General features: G+C 61.7%; 25 protein-coding genes. 6 read left to right on the top strand and 19 right to left on the bottom strand.

The window, feature by feature from the left end; translation table 11 throughout:
- Nucleotides 1-61: 61 nt before the first annotated feature.
- The 8 genes from NKJ00_RS17975 to NKJ00_RS17940 all read right to left on the bottom strand — a co-directional run bounded on the left by NKJ00_RS17975 (nt 62) and on the right by NKJ00_RS17940 (nt 5,434).
- A complete protein-coding gene (locus tag NKJ00_RS17975; protein WP_023812043.1) occupies nt 62-385 on the bottom strand; it encodes an FtsB family cell division protein in 324 nt (107 codons plus the stop codon).
- Nucleotides 386-654: 269 nt separating this feature from the next.
- Nucleotides 655-1,929 (bottom strand): phosphopyruvate hydratase, encoded by a 1,275-nt coding sequence (gene eno / locus NKJ00_RS17970; protein ID WP_023812044.1) that lies wholly within the window; start codon nt 1,927-1,929, stop codon nt 655-657.
- Between the two features lie 375 nt (nt 1,930-2,304).
- Nucleotides 2,305-2,670, bottom strand: a complete 366-nt coding sequence (locus tag NKJ00_RS17965) for a PRC-barrel domain-containing protein (RefSeq protein ID WP_127294419.1) — start codon at nt 2,668-2,670, stop codon at nt 2,305-2,307.
- Nucleotides 2,671-2,756: 86 nt separating this feature from the next.
- Nucleotides 2,757-2,960, bottom strand: coding sequence for a dodecin family protein (locus NKJ00_RS17960; RefSeq protein WP_352552015.1), 204 nt, complete (start codon nt 2,958-2,960; stop codon nt 2,757-2,759).
- A 96-nt stretch (nt 2,961-3,056) separates the two neighbouring features.
- Entirely contained in the window at nt 3,057-3,917 is an 861-nt protein-coding gene (kdsA, locus tag NKJ00_RS17955; protein WP_031213495.1) for a 3-deoxy-8-phosphooctulonate synthase, read from the bottom strand.
- The gene (locus tag NKJ00_RS17950) at nt 3,914-4,804 is read right to left on the bottom strand and encodes a VOC family protein (RefSeq protein WP_352611733.1); all 891 of its coding nucleotides are present in this window, start codon (nt 4,802-4,804) and stop codon (nt 3,914-3,916) included. The genes kdsA and NKJ00_RS17950 overlap by 4 nt, the downstream gene beginning before the upstream one ends.
- Before the next feature lie 113 nt (nt 4,805-4,917).
- Nucleotides 4,918-5,208, bottom strand: a complete 291-nt coding sequence (locus tag NKJ00_RS17945) for a Dabb family protein (RefSeq protein WP_023812050.1) — start codon at nt 5,206-5,208, stop codon at nt 4,918-4,920.
- Nucleotides 5,209-5,299: 91 nt separating this feature from the next.
- The gene (locus NKJ00_RS17940; protein ID WP_023812051.1) at nt 5,300-5,434 is read right to left on the bottom strand and encodes a hypothetical protein; all 135 of its coding nucleotides are present in this window, start codon (nt 5,432-5,434) and stop codon (nt 5,300-5,302) included.
- A 331-nt stretch (nt 5,435-5,765) separates the two neighbouring features.
- Between NKJ00_RS17940 and NKJ00_RS17935 the strand changes: the two genes are divergently transcribed.
- Nucleotides 5,766-7,022, top strand: a complete 1,257-nt coding sequence (locus NKJ00_RS17935; protein WP_128304513.1) for an SAM-dependent methyltransferase — start codon at nt 5,766-5,768, stop codon at nt 7,020-7,022.
- 85 nt (nt 7,023-7,107) lie between these two features.
- Here NKJ00_RS17935 and NKJ00_RS17930 read toward each other — a convergent pair whose 3' ends face one another.
- The gene (locus NKJ00_RS17930) at nt 7,108-9,084 is read right to left on the bottom strand and encodes a bifunctional 2',3'-cyclic-nucleotide 2'-phosphodiesterase/3'-nucleotidase (protein WP_352630611.1); all 1,977 of its coding nucleotides are present in this window, start codon (nt 9,082-9,084) and stop codon (nt 7,108-7,110) included.
- 145 nt (nt 9,085-9,229) lie between these two features.
- The gene (locus tag NKJ00_RS17925) at nt 9,230-10,495 is read right to left on the bottom strand and encodes an NAD(P)/FAD-dependent oxidoreductase (RefSeq protein WP_352630609.1); all 1,266 of its coding nucleotides are present in this window, start codon (nt 10,493-10,495) and stop codon (nt 9,230-9,232) included.
- Between the two features lie 163 nt (nt 10,496-10,658).
- Here NKJ00_RS17925 and NKJ00_RS17920 point away from each other — a divergent pair, with 163 nt between their 5' ends.
- The gene (locus NKJ00_RS17920; protein WP_352630607.1) at nt 10,659-11,312 is read left to right on the top strand and encodes a 5-formyltetrahydrofolate cyclo-ligase; all 654 of its coding nucleotides are present in this window, start codon (nt 10,659-10,661) and stop codon (nt 11,310-11,312) included.
- 363 nt (nt 11,313-11,675) lie between these two features.
- Here NKJ00_RS17920 and NKJ00_RS17915 read toward each other — a convergent pair whose 3' ends face one another.
- Nucleotides 11,676-12,149, bottom strand: a complete 474-nt coding sequence (locus NKJ00_RS17915; RefSeq protein WP_352630605.1) for an Lrp/AsnC family transcriptional regulator — start codon at nt 12,147-12,149, stop codon at nt 11,676-11,678.
- A gap of 155 nt (nt 12,150-12,304) precedes the next feature.
- Between NKJ00_RS17915 and ald the strand changes: the two genes are divergently transcribed.
- Both ald and NKJ00_RS17905 read left to right on the top strand, forming a co-directional pair.
- Nucleotides 12,305-13,420 (top strand): alanine dehydrogenase, encoded by a 1,116-nt coding sequence (gene ald / locus NKJ00_RS17910; protein WP_352630603.1) that lies wholly within the window; start codon nt 12,305-12,307, stop codon nt 13,418-13,420.
- A 207-nt stretch (nt 13,421-13,627) separates the two neighbouring features.
- Nucleotides 13,628-14,917 (top strand): outer membrane protein, encoded by a 1,290-nt coding sequence (locus tag NKJ00_RS17905; RefSeq protein ID WP_352630601.1) that lies wholly within the window; start codon nt 13,628-13,630, stop codon nt 14,915-14,917.
- Nucleotide 14,918: 1 nt separating this feature from the next.
- On the opposite strand, the gene NKJ00_RS17900 is transcribed toward NKJ00_RS17905, so the two are convergent.
- The 7 genes from NKJ00_RS17900 to NKJ00_RS17870 form a co-directional block, all read right to left on the bottom strand.
- Nucleotides 14,919-15,089 (bottom strand): hypothetical protein, encoded by a 171-nt coding sequence (locus NKJ00_RS17900; protein WP_352630599.1) that lies wholly within the window; start codon nt 15,087-15,089, stop codon nt 14,919-14,921.
- Between the two features lie 63 nt (nt 15,090-15,152).
- Entirely contained in the window at nt 15,153-15,620 is a 468-nt protein-coding gene (locus NKJ00_RS17895) for a DUF1203 domain-containing protein (RefSeq protein WP_352630597.1), read from the bottom strand.
- Nucleotides 15,621-15,752: 132 nt separating this feature from the next.
- The gene (locus NKJ00_RS17890; RefSeq protein ID WP_023812060.1) at nt 15,753-16,310 is read right to left on the bottom strand and encodes an OmpA family protein; all 558 of its coding nucleotides are present in this window, start codon (nt 16,308-16,310) and stop codon (nt 15,753-15,755) included.
- 111 nt (nt 16,311-16,421) lie between these two features.
- Nucleotides 16,422-16,985: a GNAT family N-acetyltransferase gene (locus NKJ00_RS17885; RefSeq protein ID WP_023812061.1), complete on the bottom strand. Its 564-nt coding sequence runs from the start codon at nt 16,983-16,985 to the stop codon at nt 16,422-16,424.
- A 5-nt stretch (nt 16,986-16,990) separates the two neighbouring features.
- Entirely contained in the window at nt 16,991-17,842 is an 852-nt protein-coding gene (gene sseA / locus NKJ00_RS17880; RefSeq protein ID WP_352630595.1) for a 3-mercaptopyruvate sulfurtransferase, read from the bottom strand.
- A 40-nt stretch (nt 17,843-17,882) separates the two neighbouring features.
- Nucleotides 17,883-18,626: an alanyl-tRNA editing protein gene (locus NKJ00_RS17875; RefSeq protein ID WP_023812063.1), complete on the bottom strand. Its 744-nt coding sequence runs from the start codon at nt 18,624-18,626 to the stop codon at nt 17,883-17,885.
- Nucleotides 18,626-19,660: a cysteine synthase A gene (locus NKJ00_RS17870; protein WP_023812064.1), complete on the bottom strand. Its 1,035-nt coding sequence runs from the start codon at nt 19,658-19,660 to the stop codon at nt 18,626-18,628. Before NKJ00_RS17870 ends, NKJ00_RS17875 begins: the two co-directional genes overlap by 1 nt.
- 226 nt (nt 19,661-19,886) lie before the next feature.
- On the opposite strand from NKJ00_RS17870, the gene NKJ00_RS17865 reads away from it, so the two are divergent.
- A complete protein-coding gene (locus tag NKJ00_RS17865) occupies nt 19,887-20,708 on the top strand; it encodes an SDR family oxidoreductase (protein ID WP_023812065.1) in 822 nt (273 codons plus the stop codon).
- Nucleotides 20,709-20,786: 78 nt separating this feature from the next.
- On the top strand, nt 20,787-21,761 hold the full coding sequence (locus NKJ00_RS17860) for an alpha/beta hydrolase (RefSeq protein ID WP_352611728.1): 975 nt from the start codon (nt 20,787-20,789) through the stop codon (nt 21,759-21,761).
- 100 nt (nt 21,762-21,861) lie between these two features.
- Here NKJ00_RS17860 and NKJ00_RS17855 read toward each other — a convergent pair whose 3' ends face one another.
- Nucleotides 21,862-23,283, bottom strand: a complete 1,422-nt coding sequence (locus tag NKJ00_RS17855; protein WP_352611727.1) for a DEAD/DEAH box helicase — start codon at nt 23,281-23,283, stop codon at nt 21,862-21,864.
- Nucleotides 23,284-23,757: the final 474 nt, after the last annotated feature.

Raw genomic sequence — 23,757 nt, 5'->3', positions numbered from 1 at the left:
AGCTGGCATGCGCCTAAGCAATTAAAATCGTTGAAAATATTGGCGATTAACTGGAAATCAGTTATTTCACCGAGGTCGGCAACATAATGGTGATTTCATCGGCTTGGGACAGATTGAGCGCCTTGCGTGCCTGCTCATCGAGCATGTCCTTCTCGAGCGTGCCTTCATGCATCAGCCGAACGCGGCGCTCGAGTTCCATGCGGCGCGCCTTGATCGCATCGAGCTGGCCTTGCAGCGCAACCGTCTGGGCTTCCAGCTGATATTTCGAATAGATGCCGAATTCGCCGTGATAGGCATGAAAGCCGAAATAGGCCAGGAACACCACGCAAAGCGAGGGAATGATCAGCCGGCCGGTGTTTCTCTGCTTGTGCTGACGCGTCCACATCGCCCGGTTCCTCTAGAGCGTGATGCCGAAATGTGTGAAGCGGTTTTCGGACGACAACATGCTCTATCTCTTTGATTTGAGTCGGATTCAGACTTCAGGTCGAACAGACCTGAAATCATCCGGCTCTAGCCCGCGAACTCAGGCGGCTCACGATCTTTTTCGCCCGATTGTGCTTAACGGACGGTTACAGGTGACCGGTTTGGCGAACCGAAATGAAAAAAGGCGGGAATGCTCCCGCCCTTTCATCCGATATCCGAGTGTTTTCCGGATCAGCCCTTGATCACCGACTTGCCGGCATAGCTTGCCTGCTTGCCGAGTTCTTCCTCGATGCGGATCAGCTGGTTGTACTTGGCCATGCGGTCGGAGCGCGACAGCGAGCCGGTCTTGATCTGTCCGCAATTGGTGGCAACCGCGAGATCGGCGATGGTCGAATCCTCGGTTTCGCCCGAGCGGTGCGACATGACGGCGGTGTAGCCGGCCTTGTGCGCGGTCTCGACGGCGTCGAGCGTTTCCGTCAACGAGCCGATCTGGTTGACCTTGACCAGGATCGAATTGGCAACGCCCATGCGGATGCCGTCGCGTAGCCGCGCCGTGTTGGTGACGAACAAATCGTCGCCGACCAGCTGCGTCTTCTTGCCGATCAGGTCGGTCAGGTACTTCCAGCCTTCCCAATCGTCCTCGGCCAAGCCGTCCTCGATCGAGATGATCGGATAGTCGGCGGCAAGCTTGGCCAGGTATTTGGCCTGGGCCTTGGGATCGCGCGTCTTCTTCTCGCCCTCATAGACGTAGTTGCCGTCCTTGAAGAACTCGGTCGCGGCGCAATCGAGGCCGAGCGCGATCTCGTCGCCCGGCTTGAAGCCGGCCTGCTCGATCGATTCCATGATGAAATCGAGCGCCACCGGGGCGCTTTTCAGGTTCGGGGCAAAGCCGCCCTCGTCGCCGACATTGGTGTTGTGGCCGGCATCCTTCAGCTTCTTGCGCAGCGTATGGAAGATTTCCGAACCCCAGCGTACACCTTCGCGCAGCGTCGGCGCGCCGATCGGCAGGATCATGAATTCCTGGAAATCGATCGGGTTGTCGGCATGCGCGCCACCATTGATGATGTTCATCATCGGTACCGGCAGGAGATGCGCCTTGGTGCCACCGACATAACGGTACAGCGGCAGGCCGGCGGCATCAGCGGCCGCCTTGGCCACCGCCAGCGACACACCGAGAATGGCGTTGGCGCCAAGCCGGCTCTTATTGGGCGTGCCGTCAAGCTCGATCATGGTCTGGTCGATATGGATCTGGTTTTCGGCTTCCATGCCGCCGATCGCCTCGAACAGTTCGCCGTTCACCGCTTCGACGGCCCTGAGCACACCCTTGCCGAGATAGCGGGCACCGCCGTCGCGCAGTTCGACGGCCTCGTGGGCGCCGGTCGAAGCACCCGATGGCACCGCCGCGCGGCCCATCGAGCCATCTTCGAGAATGACATCGACCTCGACGGTCGGATTTCCACGGCTGTCCAGGATTTCACGCCCGACAATGTCGATGATGGCGGTCATTTGCGATGTCCTCGATTGATCTGAAGAATGCCGCACGTCTTAGCCAAAGTGCTGCAAAAGGCAATCGGCCGGCTGGCAATTATTGCCGCGGCTTCAGCCTCCGAACGATTCACGAAGCGCAAATCGCTGTCATCATAAGTCATGTACGGCAGGCCGGCTTGTGGCTATGGTGCGGGGGCGCGGGGCGAAACAGGAGGAGTTTCGCCATGTCCCAGTTGAGTGGTATCGTGAGTCTGTTCCTGATCGCGGCGGCATTCCTGACGTCGTGCGACAATCAGCAGTCGCCGCCCAAGGCGATGGCCCCCTTACACGTCAGCGAATAAGCCGGAATCCAAAGCGGCCCCGTCTCTCGACGGGGCCGCTTTATCGTTGCTGTTAATGCCAGTAAGGCGTGACCTTGTAATAATTGTAGGATTCGTCGCGGGCCGCCTCGCCATCCGCCCCGGTCAATTCGTTGATCGAATAAGCAGGTGCCGCCCTGAGTTGTTCCTTGGAAAACGGCACGACATACCCGCCTTTGTCCTCATCGTAGTCGAGGCTTGCCCACGGAATGGCGTGATATTTCTCGCCGATACCGAGGAAGCCGCCAAAACCGATGACCGCGAACATGATGCCGTTCGTCATCTTGTCAAGCATCACATCCTCGATGCTGCCGATGCTCGTGCCTTCGGTATTGTAGACCGATGTGCCGATGACCCGCGAAGCGGCGATGGCTTGGGTGTGACCTGTCTGGGTAGCCATGATTGTGCTCCTCATTGTGGTTTCGAACCATACTTGGACAATGAGGGGCGCGGGCGAAGGTTCCCGACTTTTTCGGCGTCGACCGTTCACTCCGCGAGGATGAAGGTAACCTTCATATTGACGCGATAAGCAACAATCTTGCCGTCTTCGACGACGATCTTCTGGTCCTGGATCCAGGCGCCCTCGACGTTCTTCAGGGTTTTGGATGCGCGCGCAATTCCCTGTTCGATGGCGTCCTGAAAGCTCTTGTTCGACGAGGATGTGATTTCGGTGACGCGGGCGACGGACATGGCTTCCTCCTGCCAAAACGCTCATTTGCCAGCCAAGCGTATAGCCGGCTCGTGCCTTCCACAAGCGCCGGCAGTCGGCGGAGTATGCGTCCGCCCTTAGAGGCCCTTGGCGATGCGGTCGAATGCCATCAGCCGCTCGAGCAGGGCCGGCATGTCCTTCAACGGGAGCATGTTCGGGCCGTCGGAAGAGGTCGAGTTGTCGGGATCCTGATGGGTCTCGATGAACACGCCGGCAACGCCGACAGCGACTGCCGCGCGGGCCAGCGTCTCGACAAAGCGGCGCTCGCCGCCCGAGGAACCACCCTGCCCGCCCGGTTGCTGCACCGAATGCGTGGCATCGAAGATCACCGGCGCGCCGATCTCGGCCATGATGGGCAGAGCGCGCATGTCGGACACCAGCGTGTTGTAGCCGAAGGACGCGCCGCGCTCGGTGGTCAGCACATTGGCATTGCCGGATCCGGTGATCTTGGCGACGACGTTCTTCATGTCCCAGGGGGCGAGGAACTGCCCCTTCTTCACATTGATCACCTTGCCGGTCCTGGCGGCGGCGACCAGCATGTCCGTCTGGCGCGACAGGAAAGCCGGAATCTGCAGGACATCGACATGCGGCGCGACGATCGCGCACTGCTCCTCGGTATGGACATCGGTCAGCACGGGGAGCGAAAATTCCTTGCGCAACTCGTCGAAGACGGGAAGGGCTGCGTCCATACCGGCACCGCGCGTCGCCGACAGCGAGGTGCGGTTGGCCTTGTCGTAGCTGGTCTTGTAGACGAGCCCTATGCCGAGCCTGCCGGTCAGTTCCTTCAGCGCGCCGGCCATATCGAAGGCGTGCTGGCGTGATTCAAACTGACAAGGGCCGGCGATCAGCGACAGAGCCGCCTTGTTGTCGAAGACGACATTGCCGACGGTTACCGACGAATTGGGCGCCATCGAATTGGACGCTTGCGGCTTGCTCATGGGATCTCCCGGAAGATGAAGGCCGCGCCCTGTCCGGGTGCAGGCCGCACGACGATATCATTGCCCGCTATATCGTGTTGGACGGAATTGGCTGCAAGCAGCCTCGATGTCACATCGGCGTTCCGAACCGAAAAGACCACCGCTGCGAAGCGTAGATCTGTCGGCGCGCCGGCAGGCAGGCCGAAGCGCGCGGTGAAAGCCGCGCCGTCAAGCACGCTCAAATCTGCATTCGGCAAGGGAAACATGCCGCCCTGCCTGTCGGCGGCCGGATCGTCCACCGCCACGGAAATCAGCCCATGCTGCTTTCCGGGCGCATCGCTGATCGCCAAGATCTCGACAATTCCGGTCGCGCCGTTGGCGTGGGCCTGCAAAGCCGTGCGGTCCACATCAGGCGCGTTGACCCGCTCGCAGGCAAACAGGAAGGCGTCCGTGGCTTCGGCTCCGGCCGCGAAGGCGAGCTTGAACGACGCGATGTCGCTTTTGCCGGCAGGGTCGGTGAAGGCGCGCGAAAAGCCCAGCATGTCTCCCGCCGAGATGCCGGCATCGACATAGCGTGCATGGTCGGCGTCGGCATTGTCCGTGCCTAGAACAATGGCGGAAAATCCCTCGTCGCCGTTGCTGTCGCGATAGGCGCGATCACGCGTGACGAAGACATTGCCGTCTGCGATAGCCTTTGTCGCCACCTGTTCGTCGCCGACCGCGAGCGGTTCGAGATACGTGCCGTCGGCCAGGAAAACACAGCAGTTTTCCGTTCCGAAGGGATGGATGCCGGTCGGGGCCACGACGAAGCCAAGCGCGGTGAGCCGGGCTCGCGCAACCTCAAGGCTCTGCGTCGGCAGCACCAGGTGATCGAGCGGATGAGTGCCTGCGGCTGCGGTTTGGGTCATGCAGGCGCGATGTGCATCATTCCGCAAATCGGTTCAAGACTTGATCGCAATCCCGGCCAGTTCGCCCAAGTCAGTTCACCGGACTTCGAAAAAGGCACCACCTGGACAAGGCATCAGCTTCCGGCAACGACATCGGCGGAATAGCGCAGTTCGCGCATCGGTTTGACCTTGCTGGTGGTCTGCGCATAGAGCGGGTGCGCCTTGTAGGCGGCCAGCGCGGCGTCGTCGGCGAACTCCGCATAGACGACCACGTCGACCTCATCGGACAGTGGATCGACCTTGGTGTTCAAGGTGACCTCGAAAAGGCTGGAATGAGGAATGTCGCCGAGCGCCAGCAAGCCGGTGCGCACAGCCTCGACATCCTCTTTTCGCCGCGCGCTGAAGAAAACGATATGCCGGATCAACCCCGCCTCCTCGATCAAAGTGCTGGGGTCTTTTGTGACGGCAGGACGTTGGCGTCAATCGACAAGGATGTCGCGGCTGCAGCCGCCGGAGCTAAACCTTGCCGGTAGCATATCGCACAATGCGGCTAAGTTCTCTCACCGTGGTGTCGAGATACCGGCCCTGATTGTACATGCCATCCCAGATCAGGAAAAACGCGATGGCGGCAATGACGATTACATAACGCATGGCTAAATCTATCGCACAAGGAATTCTGCGGCCATAGGCGTTTTTTAACGCGCTGCGCCTTGGCTGTCCAAAGGCACAGATGCCCGCCGGCGCGAGCAATCTGCTTGGCACAGCCCCGGTTGCAGCCTGCCCCTTGAAGTTTTCCCGCATGACGTGGAAGATTGTCGCACGGATTCACCGGGAAGCGCTGAAGCTCTGGTAGGGGGCGCGCACTTCATTCGAGCCCGCTCGCCGACGAACCGGTCGCGGCGGCGTTCGAAGCTGGCGAATGATCCAAGAGAACCGTGGCCCGGCAATTTGCGCCGACACCGCGGAAATCCAGGGGCACGAGATGGCGCAAAAGGAACATTTTGGCGTAGCATTGAGCGACGCGGTCAGGCTCGATGAATTCAATTTCGCGGAGATCGTGAAAGGTCTTCCAGCGAAAGCGCGCATGGTGCTGTCGGCGGCGATGAACCTGCCGCGCGGTTCGCTCAAGGTCAGGCTGCCGGACGGCCGTGCCGTCCTCGTCGGCGGCAAGGGACCTGGCCCAGATGCCGAACTGGTGTTGAAGAATTGGCGCTTGCCGGGCCGCGCCTTTTCCGGCGGCACGATCGGCGTTGCCGAATCCTATATGGACGGCGATTGGGAAAGCCCCGACGTGACCAGCTTCCTGGAGCTGTTCGTGGTCAATTCGGTCATCGGCGAGCGTATCGCGGGCGGCACCAGTTGGCTGATCAACACCGTCCAGCGCATCCGCCACTGGTTCAACCAGAACACGCGCACCGGTTCGAAACGCAATATCTCGGCGCATTACGACCTCGGCAACGCCTTCTACAAGGAATGGCTCGATCCGAGCATGACCTATTCTTCGGCGCTCTACACGACCGGTGCCAACGACCTGGAAGGCGCCCAGGCCGCCAAATATCGCGCTCTGGCGAAGGATACGGGGATCGGTCCGAAGGACCATGTGCTGGAAATCGGCTGCGGCTGGGGTGGCTTCGCCGAATTCGCGGCGCGCGAGATCGGCTGCCGCGTGACCGGGCTGACGATCAGCCGCGAGCAGCACGATTTTGCCACGGCTCGCATCGCCAAGGCTGGCCTTGCCGACAAGGTCGACATCAAGCTGCAGGATTATCGCGACGAAACCGGCACCTATGACCGCATCGCCTCGATCGAGATGTTCGAGGCGGTCGGCGAAAAATACTGGCCGGTGTTTTTCGGCAAGATGAAGGCCTGTCTGAGGCCTGGCGGCACTGCCGGCCTGCAGATCATCACCATCAACGAAGCCGCCTACGACACCTATCGCGCAAGGCCGGATTTCATCCAGCGCTACGTCTTCCCGGGCGGCATGCTGCCGACACCGTCGATCCTGAAGGCACTGGGCAAGGATCATGGCCTCGCCCACCTGCGCGAGCGCGTCTTTCCCGACGACTACGCGCGCACGCTCGCCGAATGGCGCCACCGGTTCCGGGCGTCATGGGAGAAGATCGTTCCGCTCGGCTTCGACGACCGCTTCAAAAAGCTCTGGGAGTTCTACCTGCACTATTGCGAAGCCGGCTTCCGCGCCAGCTACATCGACGTGCGCCAGGTGGTCTACAAGGCGTAAATCGACACGCTCTTCGATTTTCATTGCCGCTGACCAAGCGATGTCGAGCACGATCTCGACATGGCCGCGCGGTCGCCGTCACCCTTCAAAGCAGGATGCGGTATTTCGCGAATCCTGCCTCGCCCTCGCCCGCCGGCTCGATCTTCAGCGATTTCACCTGCGCAATAAAATCCTTGGCCTTGGGGCCGGTTTCGAACACGGCGCTGGCTCCAGGCAGCGGTGCGAACGACCAGTTGTCGTCCGCCGACGGATTGATCGTGCCCTCGCTGACGATATAGCGGACGATGACGTCGCGATTGGTGTCCGGTGCTTCGTAGATGATCTTCGAGGCATTGATGTCGGGGAAATTGCCGCCGCCACCAGCCCGGTAATTGTTGGTCGCGATGACGAATTTCTGTTTGGGATCAATTGGTTTTCCATCGAAACTCAGGTCGACGATGCGATTGGCGCCAGCGTTGGCCAGCCCGCCCTTGGCATCGTATTTCGACGGCTGCGACAGATCGATCTTGTAGGTGACGCCGTCGATGACGTCGAAATTGTAGGACGGAAAATCGGTGTTGATGAGGGCCTGGTCGGCCTTCCCAGGCTCGATCCGGTTGAAGATGCCAGCCGACATTTCCAGCCATTCCTTGACCTGCGCACCGGTGATTTCGACCGCACGCACGGTGTTGGGATAGAGGTAGAGGTCGGCAACATTCTTGATGGCGATGTCGCCTGCCGGCACGTCGGTATAGTAGTCGGCGCCGTTGCGCCCGCCGGCCTTGAAGGGAGCGGCGGCCGACAGCAGCGGCACGTCCTTCCATTGCGTGTTCTTGAGAATTTCCTTGAGGTACCAGGTCTGCGCCTGGCTGACGACCTGCACCGACGGATCGTCGGCGACCAGCGCGAAATAGGAATAGAGCGGCGCGGAGGTCTTGCCGACAGGGCGGCGCACATAGGCCAGTGTCGCCTGGTGGTCCTGTTCGAGGGCCGCGATGATGCGCTTGTCGTCCGGGACAGTCGGCTTGTTCTTGTTGTCGACGCGTTCGAAGATCGGCCGCGCCTCGGAAGTGGCTGAAACGATCTTCCATTTCGATCCGTCGCGTTCCAGCATTAAGTCGATCAACCCCATATGCGAGCCCCAGAAGCCGCCCATGACGGCGGGCTTGCCCTGCAGCGTGCCTTTCTGCGTGTCGACACCATCGAGCGACTGGAAATCCTTCTTGCCGGGGAACACCAGATGCTGGTGACCGGTGAACACCGCATCGATGCCGTCGACACCGGCGACGAAGAACGAGGCGTTCTCCATCATCTCGCCCTGCTTCACGTCGATACCGGAATGCGACAGCGCAATGACGATGTCGGCGCCCTCCTCCTTCATCTGCGGCACCCAGGCCTTGGCCGCCTCGACGATGTCGCGCGTCTTGACGTTGCCCTCGAGGTTCTTGAGATCCCAGACCATGATCTGCGGCGGCACGAAGCCGATGATGCCGATCCTGATCGGCTGCTCGGCGCCCGAACCGTCCTTGATCTTCTTGTCGAGGATGACATAGGGCTTGAGATAGAGCTTGTCGTCGCGCGGGTTAGCGGCAAGCTCGGTGCCGCGGATCAAATTGGCGCAGACGAAGGGAAAATTGGCACCGGCCAGCACCTTGTCCAGGAACGACAGGCCGTAGTTGAACTCGTGGTTGCCCAGTGTCGAGCACTCGTAGCCGAGCAGGTTCATGCCTTTCATGATCGGATGCAGGTCGCCGTCCTTCAGGCCCTTCTCATAGGCGATGTAGTCGCCCATCGGATTGCCCTGCAGCAGGTCGCCATTGTCGATCAGCATCGAATTCACGGCTTCCTTGCGCACAGCATCGATGAGAGACGCCGTGCGCGACAGGCCCATCGTGTCGTTCGCTTTGTCGGCGTAGTAATCGTAAGGCAGCACGTTCACATGGATGTCGGTGGTCTCCATGATCCGGAGATGCGCTTGGTTACCTTGAGCCCTGGCTGAGAACGGATGCAGCATGATCAGTGCCCCTGCGGCGGCGCCCGCAAGGAGATCGCGGCGGGATACGGGATGGAGCAGTTGCGACATGTTTTCTCCTTCGACCTGACAAGCCCTGCCCCGAAGCGAACTTCGCTCTGAAACCTGCTTAAGTCCATTCAACAAGTCGCGCGCATGAAGCCGTCAGTCCATCAGCAACAGATTGACGTGCGCATGAACGATCGGGGCGAAGAAATCAGCCCTTGTCGTCGTCGCCCTGGGTGATCAGCCGCGCGCTACGTTGCCCCGTCGCGTAGATCCATAGCCAGCTCAGCGAAACCGCAAGCCGGTTGCGAAAACCGATCAGGAAATAGATGTGCGCCACTCCCCACAGCCACCAGGCGAGCCAGCCGGTGAGCTTGATCCAGCCGAAATCGATGGCGGCGGCGCGTTTGCCGATCGTCGCCAGATCGCCGGCATGCCTGTAGTGGAAAGGACGCGCGGTCGTGTCGCCGCCGAGCCTGGCCTTGATGGTAGCCGCAACATGTCGGCCCTCCTGCTTGGCGGAAGGCGCCACGCCGGGAACCGGCTGCCCGTCCGGCCGCAGCACATGAGCGGCGTCGCCGATGACAAAGATCTCCGGGCTGCCGGGCACGCTGAGGTCAGGCTCGACCAGCACCCTGCCCGCGCGGTCCGCCTTCGCTCCCAGCCATTCAGCGGCTGGCGAAGCGGCAACGCCGGCTGCCCACAGGATCGTTCGGGCTGCCAGTTGCTTATCGCCAAACACAACACCTTCGGCGTCGCAGCGCGTGACGGCCCGGCCGAGCTCGACCGTCACGCCGAGCCGCTCGAGCGCTTTGCTGGCATAGTCGGAAAGTTTCAGTGCGAAATTGGCCAGAATGCGGTCGCCGGCCTCGATCAGCACCACGCGCGTCTGCCGCGTGTCGATGTTGCGGAATTCGCCGCGCAGCGTGTCATGCGCCAGCTCGACGATGGTGCCGGCAAGCTCGACGCCGGTCGGTCCGCCGCCGACGATCGCAATGGTCAGCAACGCCTGGCGTTTGGCGGGATCGGTCTCCCGCTCGGCCTGTTCGAAGGCCAGGAGAATGCGGCGCCGAATGGTGGTGGCGTCCTCCAACGTCTTCAGGCCAGGTGCGAACGGTTCCCATTCGTCATGGCCGAAATAGGCGTGGCGGGCACCGGTGGCGAGCACCAGCGTGTCGTAGGCGACCGCGCTGCCGTCATCGAGCAGCACGCGCTTGCCGGCGCGGTCGACACCGGTGACATTGGCGAGCAGCGTCGTCACATCCTTGCGCTTGCGCAGGAGGTGGCGGATCGGCCAGGCAATCTCGGAAGTGGCCAGCGCCGTCGTCGCCACCTGGTAGAGCAGCGGCTGGAAGAGGTGATGGTTGCGCTTGTCGATCATGGTGATACGGACCGGCGCGCCAGCAAGTGCACGGGTGAACTCGAGGCCGCCGAAACCCGCGCCGACAACGACGACATGATGCCTAGCTTCGTTCATTTCGTTCACCCCGATAGCAAGATTGCCTGTCCTGGATGTAGGTATTTTTGTGCAATGCAACAACAGATGGACAGTGCCCGAGACTCGTCGTTGCATGTCGTGAATGCACATGTTGTATCGTATCGCGAGGTATAGGGTCATCGAACACGCGATGAGGTGAGGCATGGCCAACGATCGTGACGACGATGCTCCGGCGCAATATTCTTCGCCGCCCTGTTTCATGCACGAACTCGATCCGCAATTCCGTGCGCCTTCGAGCGACTGGACCGATGTGAGACGCTGGCGCAAAGCCGAGCGCGAACGCCTGATCGCCGCGCGTCTTGCTGTTTCGGCCGACGCCCGAACGGTAATGTCGCAAAGCATTGCGGAAAGCCTCGACGCGATCATCGGCGAGATCGCCGGGCGCATGGTCAGTCTCTATTGGCCGTTTCGTGGCGAGCCGGATTTGCGGCCTTGGATGGCGTCCATAAACGAACGCGGCGGCCGCACCGCCCTGCCCATCGTCATCGAGAAGGGGCAGCCGCTGATCTTCCGCGCCTACAAAGCGGGCGACCGGTTGGAGAAAGGTGTCTGGAATATCCCGATTCCGGCCGAGGGCGATCCGGTGCTGCCGGACATCGTCATCTCGCCGATCGTCGGTATCGATCCCCAGAACTACCGCCTGGGGTATGGCGGCGGTTTCTTCGACCGTACGCTGGCAGCGATGCCGTTCAAGCCGCTGGTCATCGGCGTCGGCTACGAATTGCAGCGCATCGCGACCATCTACCCGCAGCCGCACGATATCCCGATGGATCGGGCGGTAACGGCGGTCAGCTAGCCCAGGCCCACAGGGTGGTTAGCGGCCTGTCAGCAGCCAGGTTGTCATGGTTCGTCTCGATGGATCGCAGAGGCATTCGGGATTGACCCAAGGCACCCACCTTCGTCATCCACGGGCGAAGCAGGAGCGAAGCTCCGTCGCGGAGACCCGAGGATCCATGCCGTGACCTTGACCAAGGAATGCAGCCGAGCAGAACTCTGCACCGTAGTGACGCTTTAAAGTCGCGGCATGGATCCTATGGTCTGCGCTGCGTCGCTACACTCCTTGCTCCGCCCGTGGATGACGAAGTGACGCCCGTTTCCGCAAATCGAAGGCAGGTGGTTTGTCTATGCAGCGACCCGTCAGAACTTCTGTGTCGAGGAACTAGGCCATCTCCGGCTTCATGCCCATGGCCGTACGGTCGACGATCTCACGCAAGGCGAACGACGAATTGATCTTGGTCACGTGCGGCATCGCCGACAACCATTCCTTGTGGATGCGCTCATAGTCGACGAGATCCTTCGCCGCGACCCTCAAGATGTAGTCGTATTCGCCCGACATCAGATGGCAGGACAGCACGTTCGGGCAGCGCTTGATCGCCGCCTCGAAATCGGACAGCGTCTTCTCGAACTGTCCCGACAGCGATATGTGCACGATCGCCGTCATCTGGTGGCCAAGTGCTGCATTGGACAGCCGGGCATGATAGCCACGGATGGTTCCGGATTTCTCCAGATTGTCGAGCCGGCGCGAACAGGCCGACTGTGACAGGCCGACCTTCTCGGCCAGCGCCGCATTGGGTATCCTGCCATCCTTCTGCAATGCCTCGAGAATGGCGATATCAATCCTGTCGAGCGGCATTATTCGTGAATCCTGCGAATATCTTGTTATTTAGCGCAACGATTATCGAAACCGGCCGGTTGGCGCAAGCGCATTCGCAAAGACCTGCGCAACGATTCGTGGTTCACTCCATTCATACAGGGAACGAGCCCAAAGGGCCGGATCAGGAGAAGAAAATGCGCGTCGGCTGCCCCAAGGAAATCAAGAACCACGAATACCGCGTCGGCCTCACTCCCGGCTCGGTCCGCGAATATGTCGCCCATGGCCACGAAGTGCTGGTCGAGACCGGGGCCGGGGCCGGCATCGGCGCCGATGACAACGCCTATCGCGCCGCCGGCGCCACGATTGCCAAGACGGCCGCCGAGGTGTTCGCCAGGTCGGACATGATCGTCAAGGTCAAGGAACCGCAGCCCAGCGAATGGGCGCAGCTTCGCGAAGGCCAGATCCTGTACACCTACCTCCACCTGGCGCCGGATCCGGAGCAGACCAAGGGCCTGCTTGCGTCCGGCGTGACGGCAATCGCCTACGAGACTGTGACCGACGACCGTGGCGGCCTGCCGCTGCTGGCGCCGATGTCGGAAGTTGCCGGACGTCTGTCGATCCAGGCCGGTGCCATGGCGCTGCAGAAGGCCAATGGCGGCCGCGGTGTGCTGCTGGGTGGCGTGCCCGGCGTGCTGCCCGGCAAGGTCACCGTGCTCGGCGGTGGCGTCGTCGGCCTGCACGCGGCCAGGATGGCGGCCGGCCTTGGCGCCGACGTCACCATCATCGACCGCTCGATCCCACGCCTGCGCCAGCTCGACGACCTCTTCGCCGGCCGCGTCCACACCCGTTACTCGACTGTCGAGGCGCTGGAGGAAGAGTGCTTTTCGGCAGACATCGTCGTCGGCGCGGTGCTGATCCCGGGTGCCGCGGCGCCAAAACTGGTTTCGCGCGAAATGCTGTCGGGCATGAAGAAAGGCTCGGTGCTGGTCGACGTCGCCATCGACCAGGGCGGCTGCTTCGAGACTTCGCACGCCACCACTCATGCCGAGCCGACCTATGAGGTCGACGGCGTCATCCACTATTGCGTCGCCAACATGCCGGGTGCCGTGCCGGTCACTTCGGCCCACGCGCTCAACAACGCGACGCTGCACTATGGCCTGCAGCTTGCCGACAAGGGCCTGAAGGCGCTGGTCGACGATCATCACCTGCGCAACGGCCTCAATGTCCATAAAGGCAAGATCACCAACCGGGCAGTCGCCGAGGCGCTCGGCTACGAACTGGTCGAGCCGAAAGCCGTTCTTGCCGCCTGATTTTTCGCGAAAACAGCTCCTTTCAATCCAGCCCGCCGGTTCCAAGCCGGCGGTTTTTTTCTTGCGAGCCTGTTTTTCAGGCAAAGCTTGGTGTCGAAACACGTGACGCAACGGCACTTTGCTCATCATTGTTGCATATTTGTCATTCCCGTACCGGCCGACTCCCTGCTAGAGACATTCTGGGTTTATTCATTGGGGTACGGGCATATGTTCATTCGCACATCCGCGAAATCTTTTCTTCTTGGTGCTGTTTCTGCTGTAGCTTTGATGTCTGCTGCTCATGCAGCTGACGTCGTGCAACCGGTAGAAGAAGCTGCCGGCTTTAACTGGAGCGGTGCTTATGTCGGCATCGGCGGCGGCTTTGGCGCCAGCGTACACAAGTTCAGCATACCGGGCCTAGCCTTCAATGGCCTTGGTGGAAATGGCGTGTTTGGCGAATTGACGGCAGGCTACGACTACATGGTTTCGGAGCGTTTCCTGCTCGGTGGTTTTATTGACGCAAATCTGAGTAACATCGGCCCCTCGTTGAGCATTGCAGGCGGCGACGTCGATCTGACAAACTCCTACGGCTTCGATGTTGGCCTGCGTGCCGGCTATCTGCTCAATCCGAATACGTTGGGCTATGTGCTCGGCGGGTATACCTGGCAGCATTTCAAACTTGACGGATCGGGCGCTGCGGACGGCTTGGAATTCTCGCAGAACCGCAGCGGCTATGTGCTCGGCGTTGGCATGGAAACCGTGCTGCGTGGCAACTGGACGTTGAAGACCGAATATCGTTACGCGGACTATGGTGACAAGTCGGTACTCGATCTTGGCGGTGCTTCTCTCGATGTCGAGCCTTCCACCCACACCTTCCATATCGCGGCAAACTATCGCTTCGGCGCGCAAAATGGTGGCGGCACGTCCTTTGCCGCCCCGGCCTATGATTGGACCGGCTTCTATGTCGGCGGCGCGCTCGGTGCCGGCACGATGGTGCATGATCTAAACCTCAATCTTGGGTTGGGCGGTAGCGGCGAGCTCAACGGCATTGGCGGCGAAGGCGTGTTCGGCGAGGCCAGCGTCGGCTATGACCATGATTTCGGCAGCTGGGTCGCCGGCGTTCAGTTGGACGCCCGTTATTCCGGCATCCAGTCCAAGCTCGATCTCGGCCCCGTTTCCATCAAGGGCGATGCCGACTACGGCTTCGATGCCCTCGCTAGAATCGGTGCCAAGGTCAACGAATCAACGCTGGCCTATGTGCTCGGCGGTTACAGCTGGCAGCACTTCGATCTGCATGCGGAAGCGCCGGGTGGTGGTAGCGCTGACATCTATGATTGGGGCTCGAGCGGCTTCTCGATCGGTGGCGGCCTGGAAACTGCCGTCTCCAGCAATATGACCGTCGGTTTGGAATACCGTTATTCGCAGTATCAGAAGGAAGACTTCGGCTCGGGCGGCATCATCGAGGACACCCCGTCCTTCCAGACCGTGCGTCTCGGCGCAAAGTACAAGTTCAACTAAGCTAAGCCCTCCAGGCAAACAGTCTGAGCCCGTCGGCCATGCCGGCGGGCTTTTTTGCGTGGAAGACTTTTCTGCGCAAAGCGCAGGCAACAAAAAAGCGGAGCCAAAGCCCCGCTTCCTCGATGTCGAGATTTGCCGCCGGTTCATCCGCGGTCGGCAAATCGATCGACAATGGCTTTCTATCGCGATTATGCGACGGGAGTACGACAACTGTTCCCAGCGGCTAATCTCAGCCTCAAGCGCGCTCGATACGGCACTGGTAGCAATTGTTGCGCGCCGAACAGACATGGACGTAGGCGATCTCGTCGCGTTCGAACAGCGTCTCGGCCCGTGCAGCAATTGCCGTGGTCGGGATGACGCCGCCGCTGCCATAGACGATACGATCATCCCTGCCATAGCCGCGCACGATGTAGTCAGGGCTATCGAGAACCTCGGGCAGCGCCCCGCTCTCAGCGGCACCATCGCATTCCTCGGCATGCAGGAAGATCGGCCCGGTTTCGGCATAGGGCTGAAGCCCCGGGAATGGCCTGTATGCCAGAACAAGGTAGGCGTCGCCGGCTCCTATGTTCTTCAAGCAATGACGGCAAGGCATGCCGTCACCGTCGGAGATCTTTCGCTCGGGCATTTGGCCATAAGCATCGATGCCACCGCGCTGCAACGTCCTGACATCTTCGGTCGGCAAAGCTTTGAACTGGATGGTCATGGAAAAATCTCCGGTGTCGTGACTGGAAATTATGTCCTTGAACCCTCGCCGCCCACCCGATTCCTGCCAAATGTCGAAGAGCCGGTCGCCCCTCGGCGATCGGCTCTCATCAAGTCCCGTCGGAGCTGCGGCTCAACGGATGAAATCGTCGAAGCGGCGCAGCGTCACCCGGCGATTCTGCCAGTTTTCGGTCTGCGTCTGCACCAGCAAAAACTCCTCGCCATAGCCGACTGTCTCGAGAGCATGACCCGGCACGCCGAATTCGCGCACCAGCGTGCGCTTCAGCGAAGCGGCGCGCTGTTCGGACAGGGCCTGGTTCGACTGGAAGGAGCCGACGGCGTCGGTATGGCCCTCGATCAGCACGCGGGCGCCGCGATCGCGGCGCAGGATGCGCCGCAGCGCGTCGGCAATGGTCTCGATCTTGTCGTATTGCGAACTGGAAATGGCCGCCGAACCGAAGGCGAAGTTGATCGACTGGATATCGATCGAGCGGGCCATGCGGCGCAAATCCGGGCGCCGCTTGAATTCGCGGATGGTGACGCGCTCGTTCGGCCGCAATTTCACACGCGGCGCCGCCTCGAGCTTCCGCTCGATCGTCGCGGCCGAAGGCGTTGTCGCCTGGGCTGCGGCCAGGCTTGGCATGGCAATTGCCGCGATCAGCGCGGCGGCAAGTGTACGGCGGGTCAGCATGTCTTCGTCTCCTTCGGCCTTGGCCGCATTGATGGTGCCGGCAACATGCCAAAAACAGCCTGAAGGGCCGATGAACGACGGGTTCAGATTCGAGCTGGTATTAGCTTCCGGCTAGGGCCGCATGACGCTGGCCGCGCGCTCGGTGAAAGGCAGCGGATGGACGATTTCCCTCTTTTGCGCCACCGGTGCGAAGCCGAGCTTCTGGTAGAGCGGCAGAGCCGCCGGATGATCGAGCGTGCAGGTCTGCACCGTCACCCGCTTCGGCCCATGCGACCATGCGGCGGCGATCGCGGAGCCCAGGAACCAGCGGCCGATGCCTTGCCCGGTCGCATGTTCCATCATGCCGAAATAGGCGAGCTCGACTTCTTCCGGCAGATGCGGCTTGAGGTCAAAGAAGCCGGCGGGGGCGCCATCGAGGTAGAGCACCCTGATGTCGCGGTCCTCGCGATGGATGCCGGCCGAAAGCTCGTCGTCATCCAGCCTCAGCACATTGACCCAGTGCCATTTGCGCCCCACCCGGTCCATCAGATAGCGGTAGAAATGCAGCGGAATATCCTTGGTCTTCAGCAGCGCGACCTGACGGTTATACGGCACAGGCGGCGAATAGGCCGGCGGCACATGCATCTCGAGGAACGTCACCGTGACGTCAATGTCTTCCAACGTGCCGTTTTCCATCGTCTTCATTCCTTGCCGGTCACCACAGGCGTGTCGGAAAGCCCGCCCCACTCCGTCCAGGAGCCGTCGTAAAGCCTGTTGTTCGTATGGCCAAGCGTTTCCAGCGCCAGCGTCACCACCGCCGCGGTAATACCGGAGCCGCATGAAGTGACGACAGGTTTCGACAGATCGATGCCGGCCTCCTCGATCGCCTTGCGCAGGCGGTCCTTCGACAACAGCTCGCCATTTTCCGACAGCGCCGAATAGGGCAGATTGCGCGCGCCAGGCATATGGCCGGAGCGGATACCCGCGCGCGGCTCAGGTTCAGTGCCGGTGAACCGGCCCGGCCCCCGGGCGTCGGCGATCTGGCTTGCCCTGGTGTCGACGATCCGGCGCATGTCGGCGAGGCTGGCGACGCACCCGGGGTCGAAATCGGCATGAAACACGCTTGGCGCGATCTTGGTCGGCTCAGCCGTCACCGGCCTGCCGGCGGCTTTCCAGCCATCGAAGCCGCCATCCAGAATATAGGTCTGGAAGACGCCCATCACCCGGAACATCCACCACGCCCGGGGCGCCGAGAAGAAACCCGGACCATCATAGACGACGATGGTGTCATCGGCCGAAACACCCATGGCGCCGACATACTGGGCAAAATGCTGCGGCGACGGCAAGGTATGCGGCAGGGGCGAATCCGAGTCCGAAACGGCATCCTGATCGAGAAATCGTGCGCCCGGGATGTGGGCCGACTCATACTCGCCGCGCGCATCGCGCTTCTGCGCCGGGAGATACCAGGATGCGTCGATGATCGTCAGGCCCGGCTCGCCGAGACGTTGCTGCAGCCAGTCTGCGTCGACGGTGAAGGGGCTGTCCTCGGCCATTTTGTTCTCCTGCTCGCTTTTTTGGCGATCACTGTCCTGTTCAGTTTGCCGACATCGGCCCAAAGCGGATGCGGAAGCGCCGGTTCTCGCGGCCCTTCTTCTCGATCTTGCCGATGTGGATTTCGCCGACTTCGCCGGTGCTCTTCACATGGGTGCCGCCGCAGGGCTGGCTGTCCACCGAGGCGTTGTCGCCGATACAGACCAGGCGGATCTTGCCGGTGCCGACCGGCGGCCGAACGTTCTTGGATTTCACTAGGCCGGGATTGGCAGCCAGATCCTCGTCACTGATCAGCCTGACAAAGATCGGATGATCGGCCCGCACCAGGTCCATCAGCCCGGCAGTGACGTCCTCCTTGGTGAAGCCGGCATCCGGAGCGTCGAAATCGACACGGCTGTCGTCCTCGGAAACCGAGGCACCGGTGATCGGGAACGGGCAGACGACGGTGAGCAGGTGGCAAGCCGCGTGCATGCGCATCAAGAGATGCCGCCGCTCCCAGTCGATGGCCAGCCTCACCGCCTCGCCGGGCTGCGGAACCGCCTGCTCCGGCGCCGGCACATGGATGATCTCGTCCTTGGTCTCACCGGTGAGGGTAGCGGCAATGGCGATGCGGCTACCATCGCCGCGTTCGAGATATCCGGTGTCACCCGGCTGGCCACCCGAAGTGGCGTAGAAGATCGTCCGGTCGAGGATGATGCCGCCGCGATCGTTCACAGCAACGACTGTCGCGTCCGCCGTCCGCAGATAGGCATCGTCGCGAAACAGGGCGTCCGTCCTGTTTGCCATCACGCGACCTTTTCGAACGGCACCGGAATTGTGCTCTTCAGCTCCATCCAGCCTGGCACCGGCAGCTGCTTCTCGCGCAGGAATTCCGGGTTGAACAGTTTTGATTGATAGCGCGTGCCGTAATCGCAAAGGATGGTCACGATGGTGTGGCCGGGGCCTAATTCCCTGGCCAGACGGATCGCGCCGGCAATGTTGATGCCGGTCGAGCCGCCGACGCAAAGGCCTTCTTCCTGGATCAGGTCGAAGACGATCGGCAGCGCATCCTCATCGGGGATCTGGAATGAAAAATCCGGCGTGAACCCTTCGAGATTGGCGGTGATTCGCCCCTGCCCGATGCCTTCGGTGATCGAGCTGCCTTCGGACTTCAGCTCGCCGCTGGTGTAGAAAGAATAGAGCGCGGCCCCCAGCGGATCGGCGAGCGCGATCTTCACATCCCGGCTTTTGGCTTTCAGTCCGGAGGCGACGCCGGCCAGCGTGCCGCCCGAACCGACCGCCGAGACAAAGCCGTCGACCTTGCCGCCGGTCTGGTTCCAGATTTCCTCCGCCGTGGTGCGGATATGGCCGTCACGGTTGGCGACATTGTCGAACTGGTTGGCCCAGATGGCGCCGTTCGGTTCTGTCTTTGCCAGTTGCTCGGCCAACCGCCCCGACAGTTTCACGTAATTGTTGGGATTCCTGTAGGGCACGGCCGGCACTTCGATCAGTTCGGCGCCGAGCAGTTTGATCGTGTCCTTCTTCTCCTGGCTCTGTGTGTCCGGGATGACGATGACGGTGCGATAGCCGAGCGCCTTGGCGACCAACGTCAGCCCGATGCCGGTATTGCCCGCCGTTCCCTCGACGATCACACCGCCGGGCTTCAGCAGCCCGCGCTTCTCGGCGTCGCGGATGATGAACAGGCCCGCGCGATCCTTGACCGACTGGCCCGGATTCATGAATTCGGCCTTGCCCAGGATCTCGCAACCGGTTTGTTCCGAAGCTTTGTTGAGGCGGATCAGAGGCGTGTTGCCGATCGCGTCGATCACAGAACGGGGCATTCAGGATTCCTTGTGTAGGTGCGCCGAAACCCTAGAAACCCGAAGCTGCGGTTTCAAGGCAAGAATTTGTCTGGTCCAGTCGCATTTGCAGTGCTGTTGTTGCGTCGGCGCTTCCCGAGGCTGGCCTCTTGCGCCACTGTTCATTTCCGGCTGACGTTGAAAAGCGGCTTTTCATTCGATTTCTTCACCGCTAGAGCAAAGCACCAACAAGTCGACAGGGCGCAGCATGACACTCTACCGGGCTAACCCGAAGCACGGCGTCGCCTGGATCACGGGCGGCTCAAGCGGCATCGGCCGTGCGCTGGCCAGGGATCTTGCTTCCCAGGGCTATGCCGTCGCGGTGACGGCGCTTGACGACGATCCGATCGACACGCTTGTCGTCGAGACCGCGCAGATGCCGGGCAGTGTCACGGCCTTTCCTTGCGATGTCACCGACGAGCCGCGCATGGCAAGAACCGTCGCCGCGATCGAGAAGGAACTCGGTCCCATCGTGCTCGCCATCTTCAATGCAGGGAACTACATTTCGACGCCGGGGGAGAATCTTGTCGTCAACGACTTTCGGCGGTCCTTCGAGGTCAATTATTTCGGCATCATCAACGGCCTCGTGCCCGCGGTCGAACGCATGCGTGTGCGGGCGCGCGGCCATGTCGTGCTGGTCGGCTCGGTGACATCCTATTTCGGCTGGCCGACAACGGCCGCCTATGGCGGCACCAAGGCGGCCATCAACATTCTGGCCGAGTCGCTGAAGTATGATTTCGACAAGATGAACGTGCGTATCCAGGTGTTCAATCCCGGCTTCATCGACACCCCGCTGACCGAGAAGAACATGCTGCCCATGCCGGGACTGATGCCGGTCAGCCGCGCATCGCGCCGCATGGCGCGGGGCATCAAGTCGGGCGGCTTCGAAGTCCATTTCCCGCGCCGGACCAGCTGGCCCCTGAAACTGCTCGGCCTGCTGCCGAGGCCGCTGTGCAGAGGGTTTATCAGCCTGATGACCAGTTGGAAGGCGCGGCCGCTGCATTACGACCGCAAGCCCCCGATCGAATAGGACGCCGGCGAAATTGGCAGGCTCACCGTTTCGGGCCGCCGTCGCCATGGTTGAGGCAAGTGCTGCGTGGAGTCTGCGATGGGGCGACGGATCGTGCTTGCTGTGCTGGGCCTTATCGCCATTCTCGCACTGGCCTTCGTGCTCGGCCCGCGCGTTCGCGTCGACACCACTATCCGTTTCGATCCCTCGCTCATCGCTGACGATCCGCAGGCCTATGTGGCAAAGGCGGAAGCCGTCATCCCCGGAATCCGTGACGGGCTGGAAAAAGAGATCGTCTGGGCCGATCCGTTGGTGCATGCCAGGACCCCGCTGTCGATCGTCTACATCCACGGCTTTTCCGCATCGAAGGGCGAAATCCGCCCGCTGCCCGACGAAGTGGCGGAACAGCTCGACGCCAATCTCTTCTACACACGCCTTACCGGTCACGGGCAGGATGGCGCGGCGATGACGCAAGGCAGCATCAATGCCTGGATCAACGACTATGAGGAGGCGCTCGCCATCGGCCGGGCGATCGGCGACAAGGTGATCGTCATCTCGACGTCGACCGGCGGCTCGCTGGCGGTCTGGGCGGCAACGCAGCCCGGTACGTCGGACGGGGTGGCGGCGATTGCGTTCATCTCCCCGAACTTCGGCGTCAAGGCTTCGGGCGCCGAGATCCTGACCATGCCGTGGGGCAAACAGATCGCCAGGCTGGTCGCCGGCAAGGAGCACAGCTTCGTGCCGCGCAACGCGCTGAATGAAAAATTCTGGACCACCCGCTACCCGATCGAAGCAACCTTGCCGGTGCAGGCGCTGACCGAGCTTGCCTATGGCGCGCCGGTGGAGAAGGCGACCACCCCTGCACTGTTCATCTTTTCTGATTCGGACAAAGTGGTGCGGGCCGATCGCACCCGCGAGATTGCCGGGCGCTGGGGGGCGCCGCATGAACTGGTTCCGGTCGACGACACCGGCGACCCGGACAATCACGTCATTGCCGGCGACGCGCTGTCGCCATCGACCACGGCGTTTCTGGCGCAAAGGATCGCCGTCTGGATCGAAGCGGTGGTGAAGTAGGCAGACGAAAAAGGCGACCGAAGCATCGCTTCAGCCGCCCTTTCCTTGTCTGTCCCGGCAATCAGCCAGCCTGAGCTTGACTGACTACAACGCTGGCTACTTACGCAGCCCGCGCCGCCGGACGCTTGCCGCCGAAGCGGCGCTTGTTGTTGCCCTTGAAGGCCGGCTTGGCGCCATCAGGCTTGCGCTCGCCTGCGAAGGCCGGCTTGTCGCCGAAGCGCTTCTTGCCAAAGCCGTTGCCCTTGTTCTCGCCACCGGGCCGCCTGCCGTCGCGACGGCCATTGCGGTCGTTGCGATCATTGGCCGGCTCGAATCGCTCGTTCTTTTCAGCCGGATTGCGCAGCGGATCGGGGCTGCCGAGATGGTCGGCAACGATCGGCAGCTTGGTGCGGATGATGCGCTCGACCTGGCGCAGCTTGCTGTTCTCGGAAGGATCGCAAAGCGTTATCGCGATGCCGTCCATGCCGTTGCGGCCGGTACGGCCGATGCGGTGGACGTAGCTCTCGGCTTCATCAGGCAGGTCGAAATTCACGACATGGCTGATGCCGGGCACGTCGATGCCGCGCGCCGCGATGTCGGTCGCCACCAGAATGCGCACCGAGCCGTCGCGGAAATCGTTCAGCGCTTTCTGGCGGGCGTTCTGCGACTTGTTGCCGTGGATGACGGCGGCCTTGAAGCCATCGCGCTCGAGGTCCTTGGTCACCCTGTCGGCACCATGCTTGGTGCGCGAAAAGATGATGACGGACTTCATCGCCTCGTCGGCGAGCATCGTCGACAACACCTGGCGCTTCTGCTTGGTGCGGGCAAAGACGACGCCCTGCACGATCTCGGCCGCCGCCGTGCTTTGCGGCGCGACTTCGACACGAATCGGGTTCTTCAGCAGGCCCTTGGCCAGTTCGGCGATTTCATTGGGCATGGTCGCCGAGAACAGCACCGTCTGACGGTCGGGCGCGGTCGCCTTGGCGATGCGCTTGACGTCGTTGATGAAGCCCATGTCGAGCATGCGGTCGCCTTCGTCCAGCACCAGCCATTTGGTGTCGGCAAGCACAAGGTCTCCCTCACGCACCAGGTCGGTCAACCGGCCGGGCGTGGCGATCAGGATGTCGACGCCGGGAGCAACCTTCTTCACCTGGCTGAAGCGGGACACGCCGCCGAGCACGAGCGCGGTCGAGACATGCGCGCCCTTGGCGAGGATCTTGATCGTGTCTTCGATCTGCACGGCGAGTTCGCGCGTCGGCGCCAGGATAAGCGCACGTGCCGTCTTCGGCCGGCGCTTGGTGCCAAGCGCAATGATCTTCGACAGAATCGGCAGCGCGAAGGCCGCAGTCTTGCCGGAGCCGGTCTGGGCGATGCCGAAAATGTCACGGCCTTCCATCTGCGGCGGGATCCCCTGTGCCTGGATCGGCTTCGGCTCGGCGAAGCCGGCGTTGTGGGTGGCCTTGAGCAGCGCGCCCGTAATACCCAGTGCCGCGAAACCGGTGAGTTCCGCAGTGCTACCGGGCAAAGTGTTTTCGTTGGTCAAAATAATCTTCTTTCACGCGGCTTCTGGCCGCAAACATCGATGGCGGCAGGGCGCAACCTGCCGTCGAAAAATCTGTGATGAACGACAAGGCGGGCGGACGTATTCGTCCACTCGGCTGCGCTGTCGTGCCCGCAGGCATCATGCCACGGGGCTTTTTCGCCGCTTTGTGATTTACCGGAAAAAGGGCCGATATACCGGAAAGAGGGAAAACAGACGCAACCAGTCTCATTCGTCGAGAAGGCCGGATTCGTTCCCGGCCCAAGCGCCTATGGGCTGCATATGGCTGAGTTCGCCCTCAATTGCAAGGGGCTTCATGTTGCAGCGCAGCAAAACCGTGGCCGGGCACGCGGGGGGGGGGGGGGGGGGGGGGGGCGGATGGCAGGCGTCACTTGGTCCGGCGCCGGGCCCCGGGAGTGGCGGGGTTGGGAGTGTGGGTGTGGGGACGAGCGTGGGCGGGTGGGAGGATGAGATGAT

Source organism: Mesorhizobium sp. M0227, assembly GCF_040321855.1.
In the GTDB taxonomy this organism is placed as follows: Bacteria; Pseudomonadota; Alphaproteobacteria; order Rhizobiales; family Rhizobiaceae; genus Mesorhizobium.
Note: the sequence above shows the minus strand (reverse complement) of the source record. Positions and strands in the feature narration are given on the sequence as shown.

Excerpts from the sequence above, each read along its gene's own strand:
- NKJ00_RS17975 (WP_023812043.1), bottom strand. The coding sequence starts at position 385 with ATGTGGACGCGTCAGCACAAGCAGAGAAACACCGGCCGGCTGATCATT.
- eno (WP_023812044.1), bottom strand. The coding sequence starts at position 1,929 with ATGACCGCCATCATCGACATTGTCGGGCGTGAAATCCTGGACAGCCGT.
- NKJ00_RS17965 (WP_127294419.1), bottom strand. The coding sequence starts at position 2,670 with ATGGCTACCCAGACAGGTCACACCCAAGCCATCGCCGCTTCGCGGGTC.
- NKJ00_RS17960 (WP_352552015.1), bottom strand. The coding sequence starts at position 2,960 with ATGTCCGTCGCCCGCGTCACCGAAATCACATCCTCGTCGAACAAGAGC.
- kdsA (WP_031213495.1), bottom strand. The coding sequence starts at position 3,917 with ATGAGCAAGCCGCAAGCGTCCAATTCGATGGCGCCCAATTCGTCGGTA.
- NKJ00_RS17950 (WP_352611733.1), bottom strand. The coding sequence starts at position 4,804 with ATGACCCAAACCGCAGCCGCAGGCACTCATCCGCTCGATCACCTGGTG.
- NKJ00_RS17940 (WP_023812051.1), bottom strand. The coding sequence starts at position 5,434 with ATGCGTTATGTAATCGTCATTGCCGCCATCGCGTTTTTCCTGATCTGG.
- NKJ00_RS17935 (WP_128304513.1), top strand. The coding sequence starts at position 5,766 with ATGGCGCAAAAGGAACATTTTGGCGTAGCATTGAGCGACGCGGTCAGG.
- NKJ00_RS17930 (WP_352630611.1), bottom strand. The coding sequence starts at position 9,084 with ATGTCGCAACTGCTCCATCCCGTATCCCGCCGCGATCTCCTTGCGGGC.
- NKJ00_RS17925 (WP_352630609.1), bottom strand. The coding sequence starts at position 10,495 with ATGAACGAAGCTAGGCATCATGTCGTCGTTGTCGGCGCGGGTTTCGGC.
- NKJ00_RS17920 (WP_352630607.1), top strand. The coding sequence starts at position 10,659 with ATGGCCAACGATCGTGACGACGATGCTCCGGCGCAATATTCTTCGCCG.
- NKJ00_RS17915 (WP_352630605.1), bottom strand. The coding sequence starts at position 12,149 with ATGCCGCTCGACAGGATTGATATCGCCATTCTCGAGGCATTGCAGAAG.
- ald (WP_352630603.1), top strand. The coding sequence starts at position 12,305 with ATGCGCGTCGGCTGCCCCAAGGAAATCAAGAACCACGAATACCGCGTC.
- NKJ00_RS17905 (WP_352630601.1), top strand. The coding sequence starts at position 13,628 with ATGTTCATTCGCACATCCGCGAAATCTTTTCTTCTTGGTGCTGTTTCT.
- NKJ00_RS17895 (WP_352630597.1), bottom strand. The coding sequence starts at position 15,620 with ATGACCATCCAGTTCAAAGCTTTGCCGACCGAAGATGTCAGGACGTTG.
- NKJ00_RS17890 (WP_023812060.1), bottom strand. The coding sequence starts at position 16,310 with ATGCTGACCCGCCGTACACTTGCCGCCGCGCTGATCGCGGCAATTGCC.
- NKJ00_RS17885 (WP_023812061.1), bottom strand. The coding sequence starts at position 16,985 with ATGGAAAACGGCACGTTGGAAGACATTGACGTCACGGTGACGTTCCTC.
- sseA (WP_352630595.1), bottom strand. The coding sequence starts at position 17,842 with ATGGCCGAGGACAGCCCCTTCACCGTCGACGCAGACTGGCTGCAGCAA.
- NKJ00_RS17875 (WP_023812063.1), bottom strand. The coding sequence starts at position 18,626 with ATGGCAAACAGGACGGACGCCCTGTTTCGCGACGATGCCTATCTGCGG.
- NKJ00_RS17870 (WP_023812064.1), bottom strand. The coding sequence starts at position 19,660 with ATGCCCCGTTCTGTGATCGACGCGATCGGCAACACGCCTCTGATCCGC.
- NKJ00_RS17865 (WP_023812065.1), top strand. The coding sequence starts at position 19,887 with ATGACACTCTACCGGGCTAACCCGAAGCACGGCGTCGCCTGGATCACG.
- NKJ00_RS17860 (WP_352611728.1), top strand. The coding sequence starts at position 20,787 with ATGGGGCGACGGATCGTGCTTGCTGTGCTGGGCCTTATCGCCATTCTC.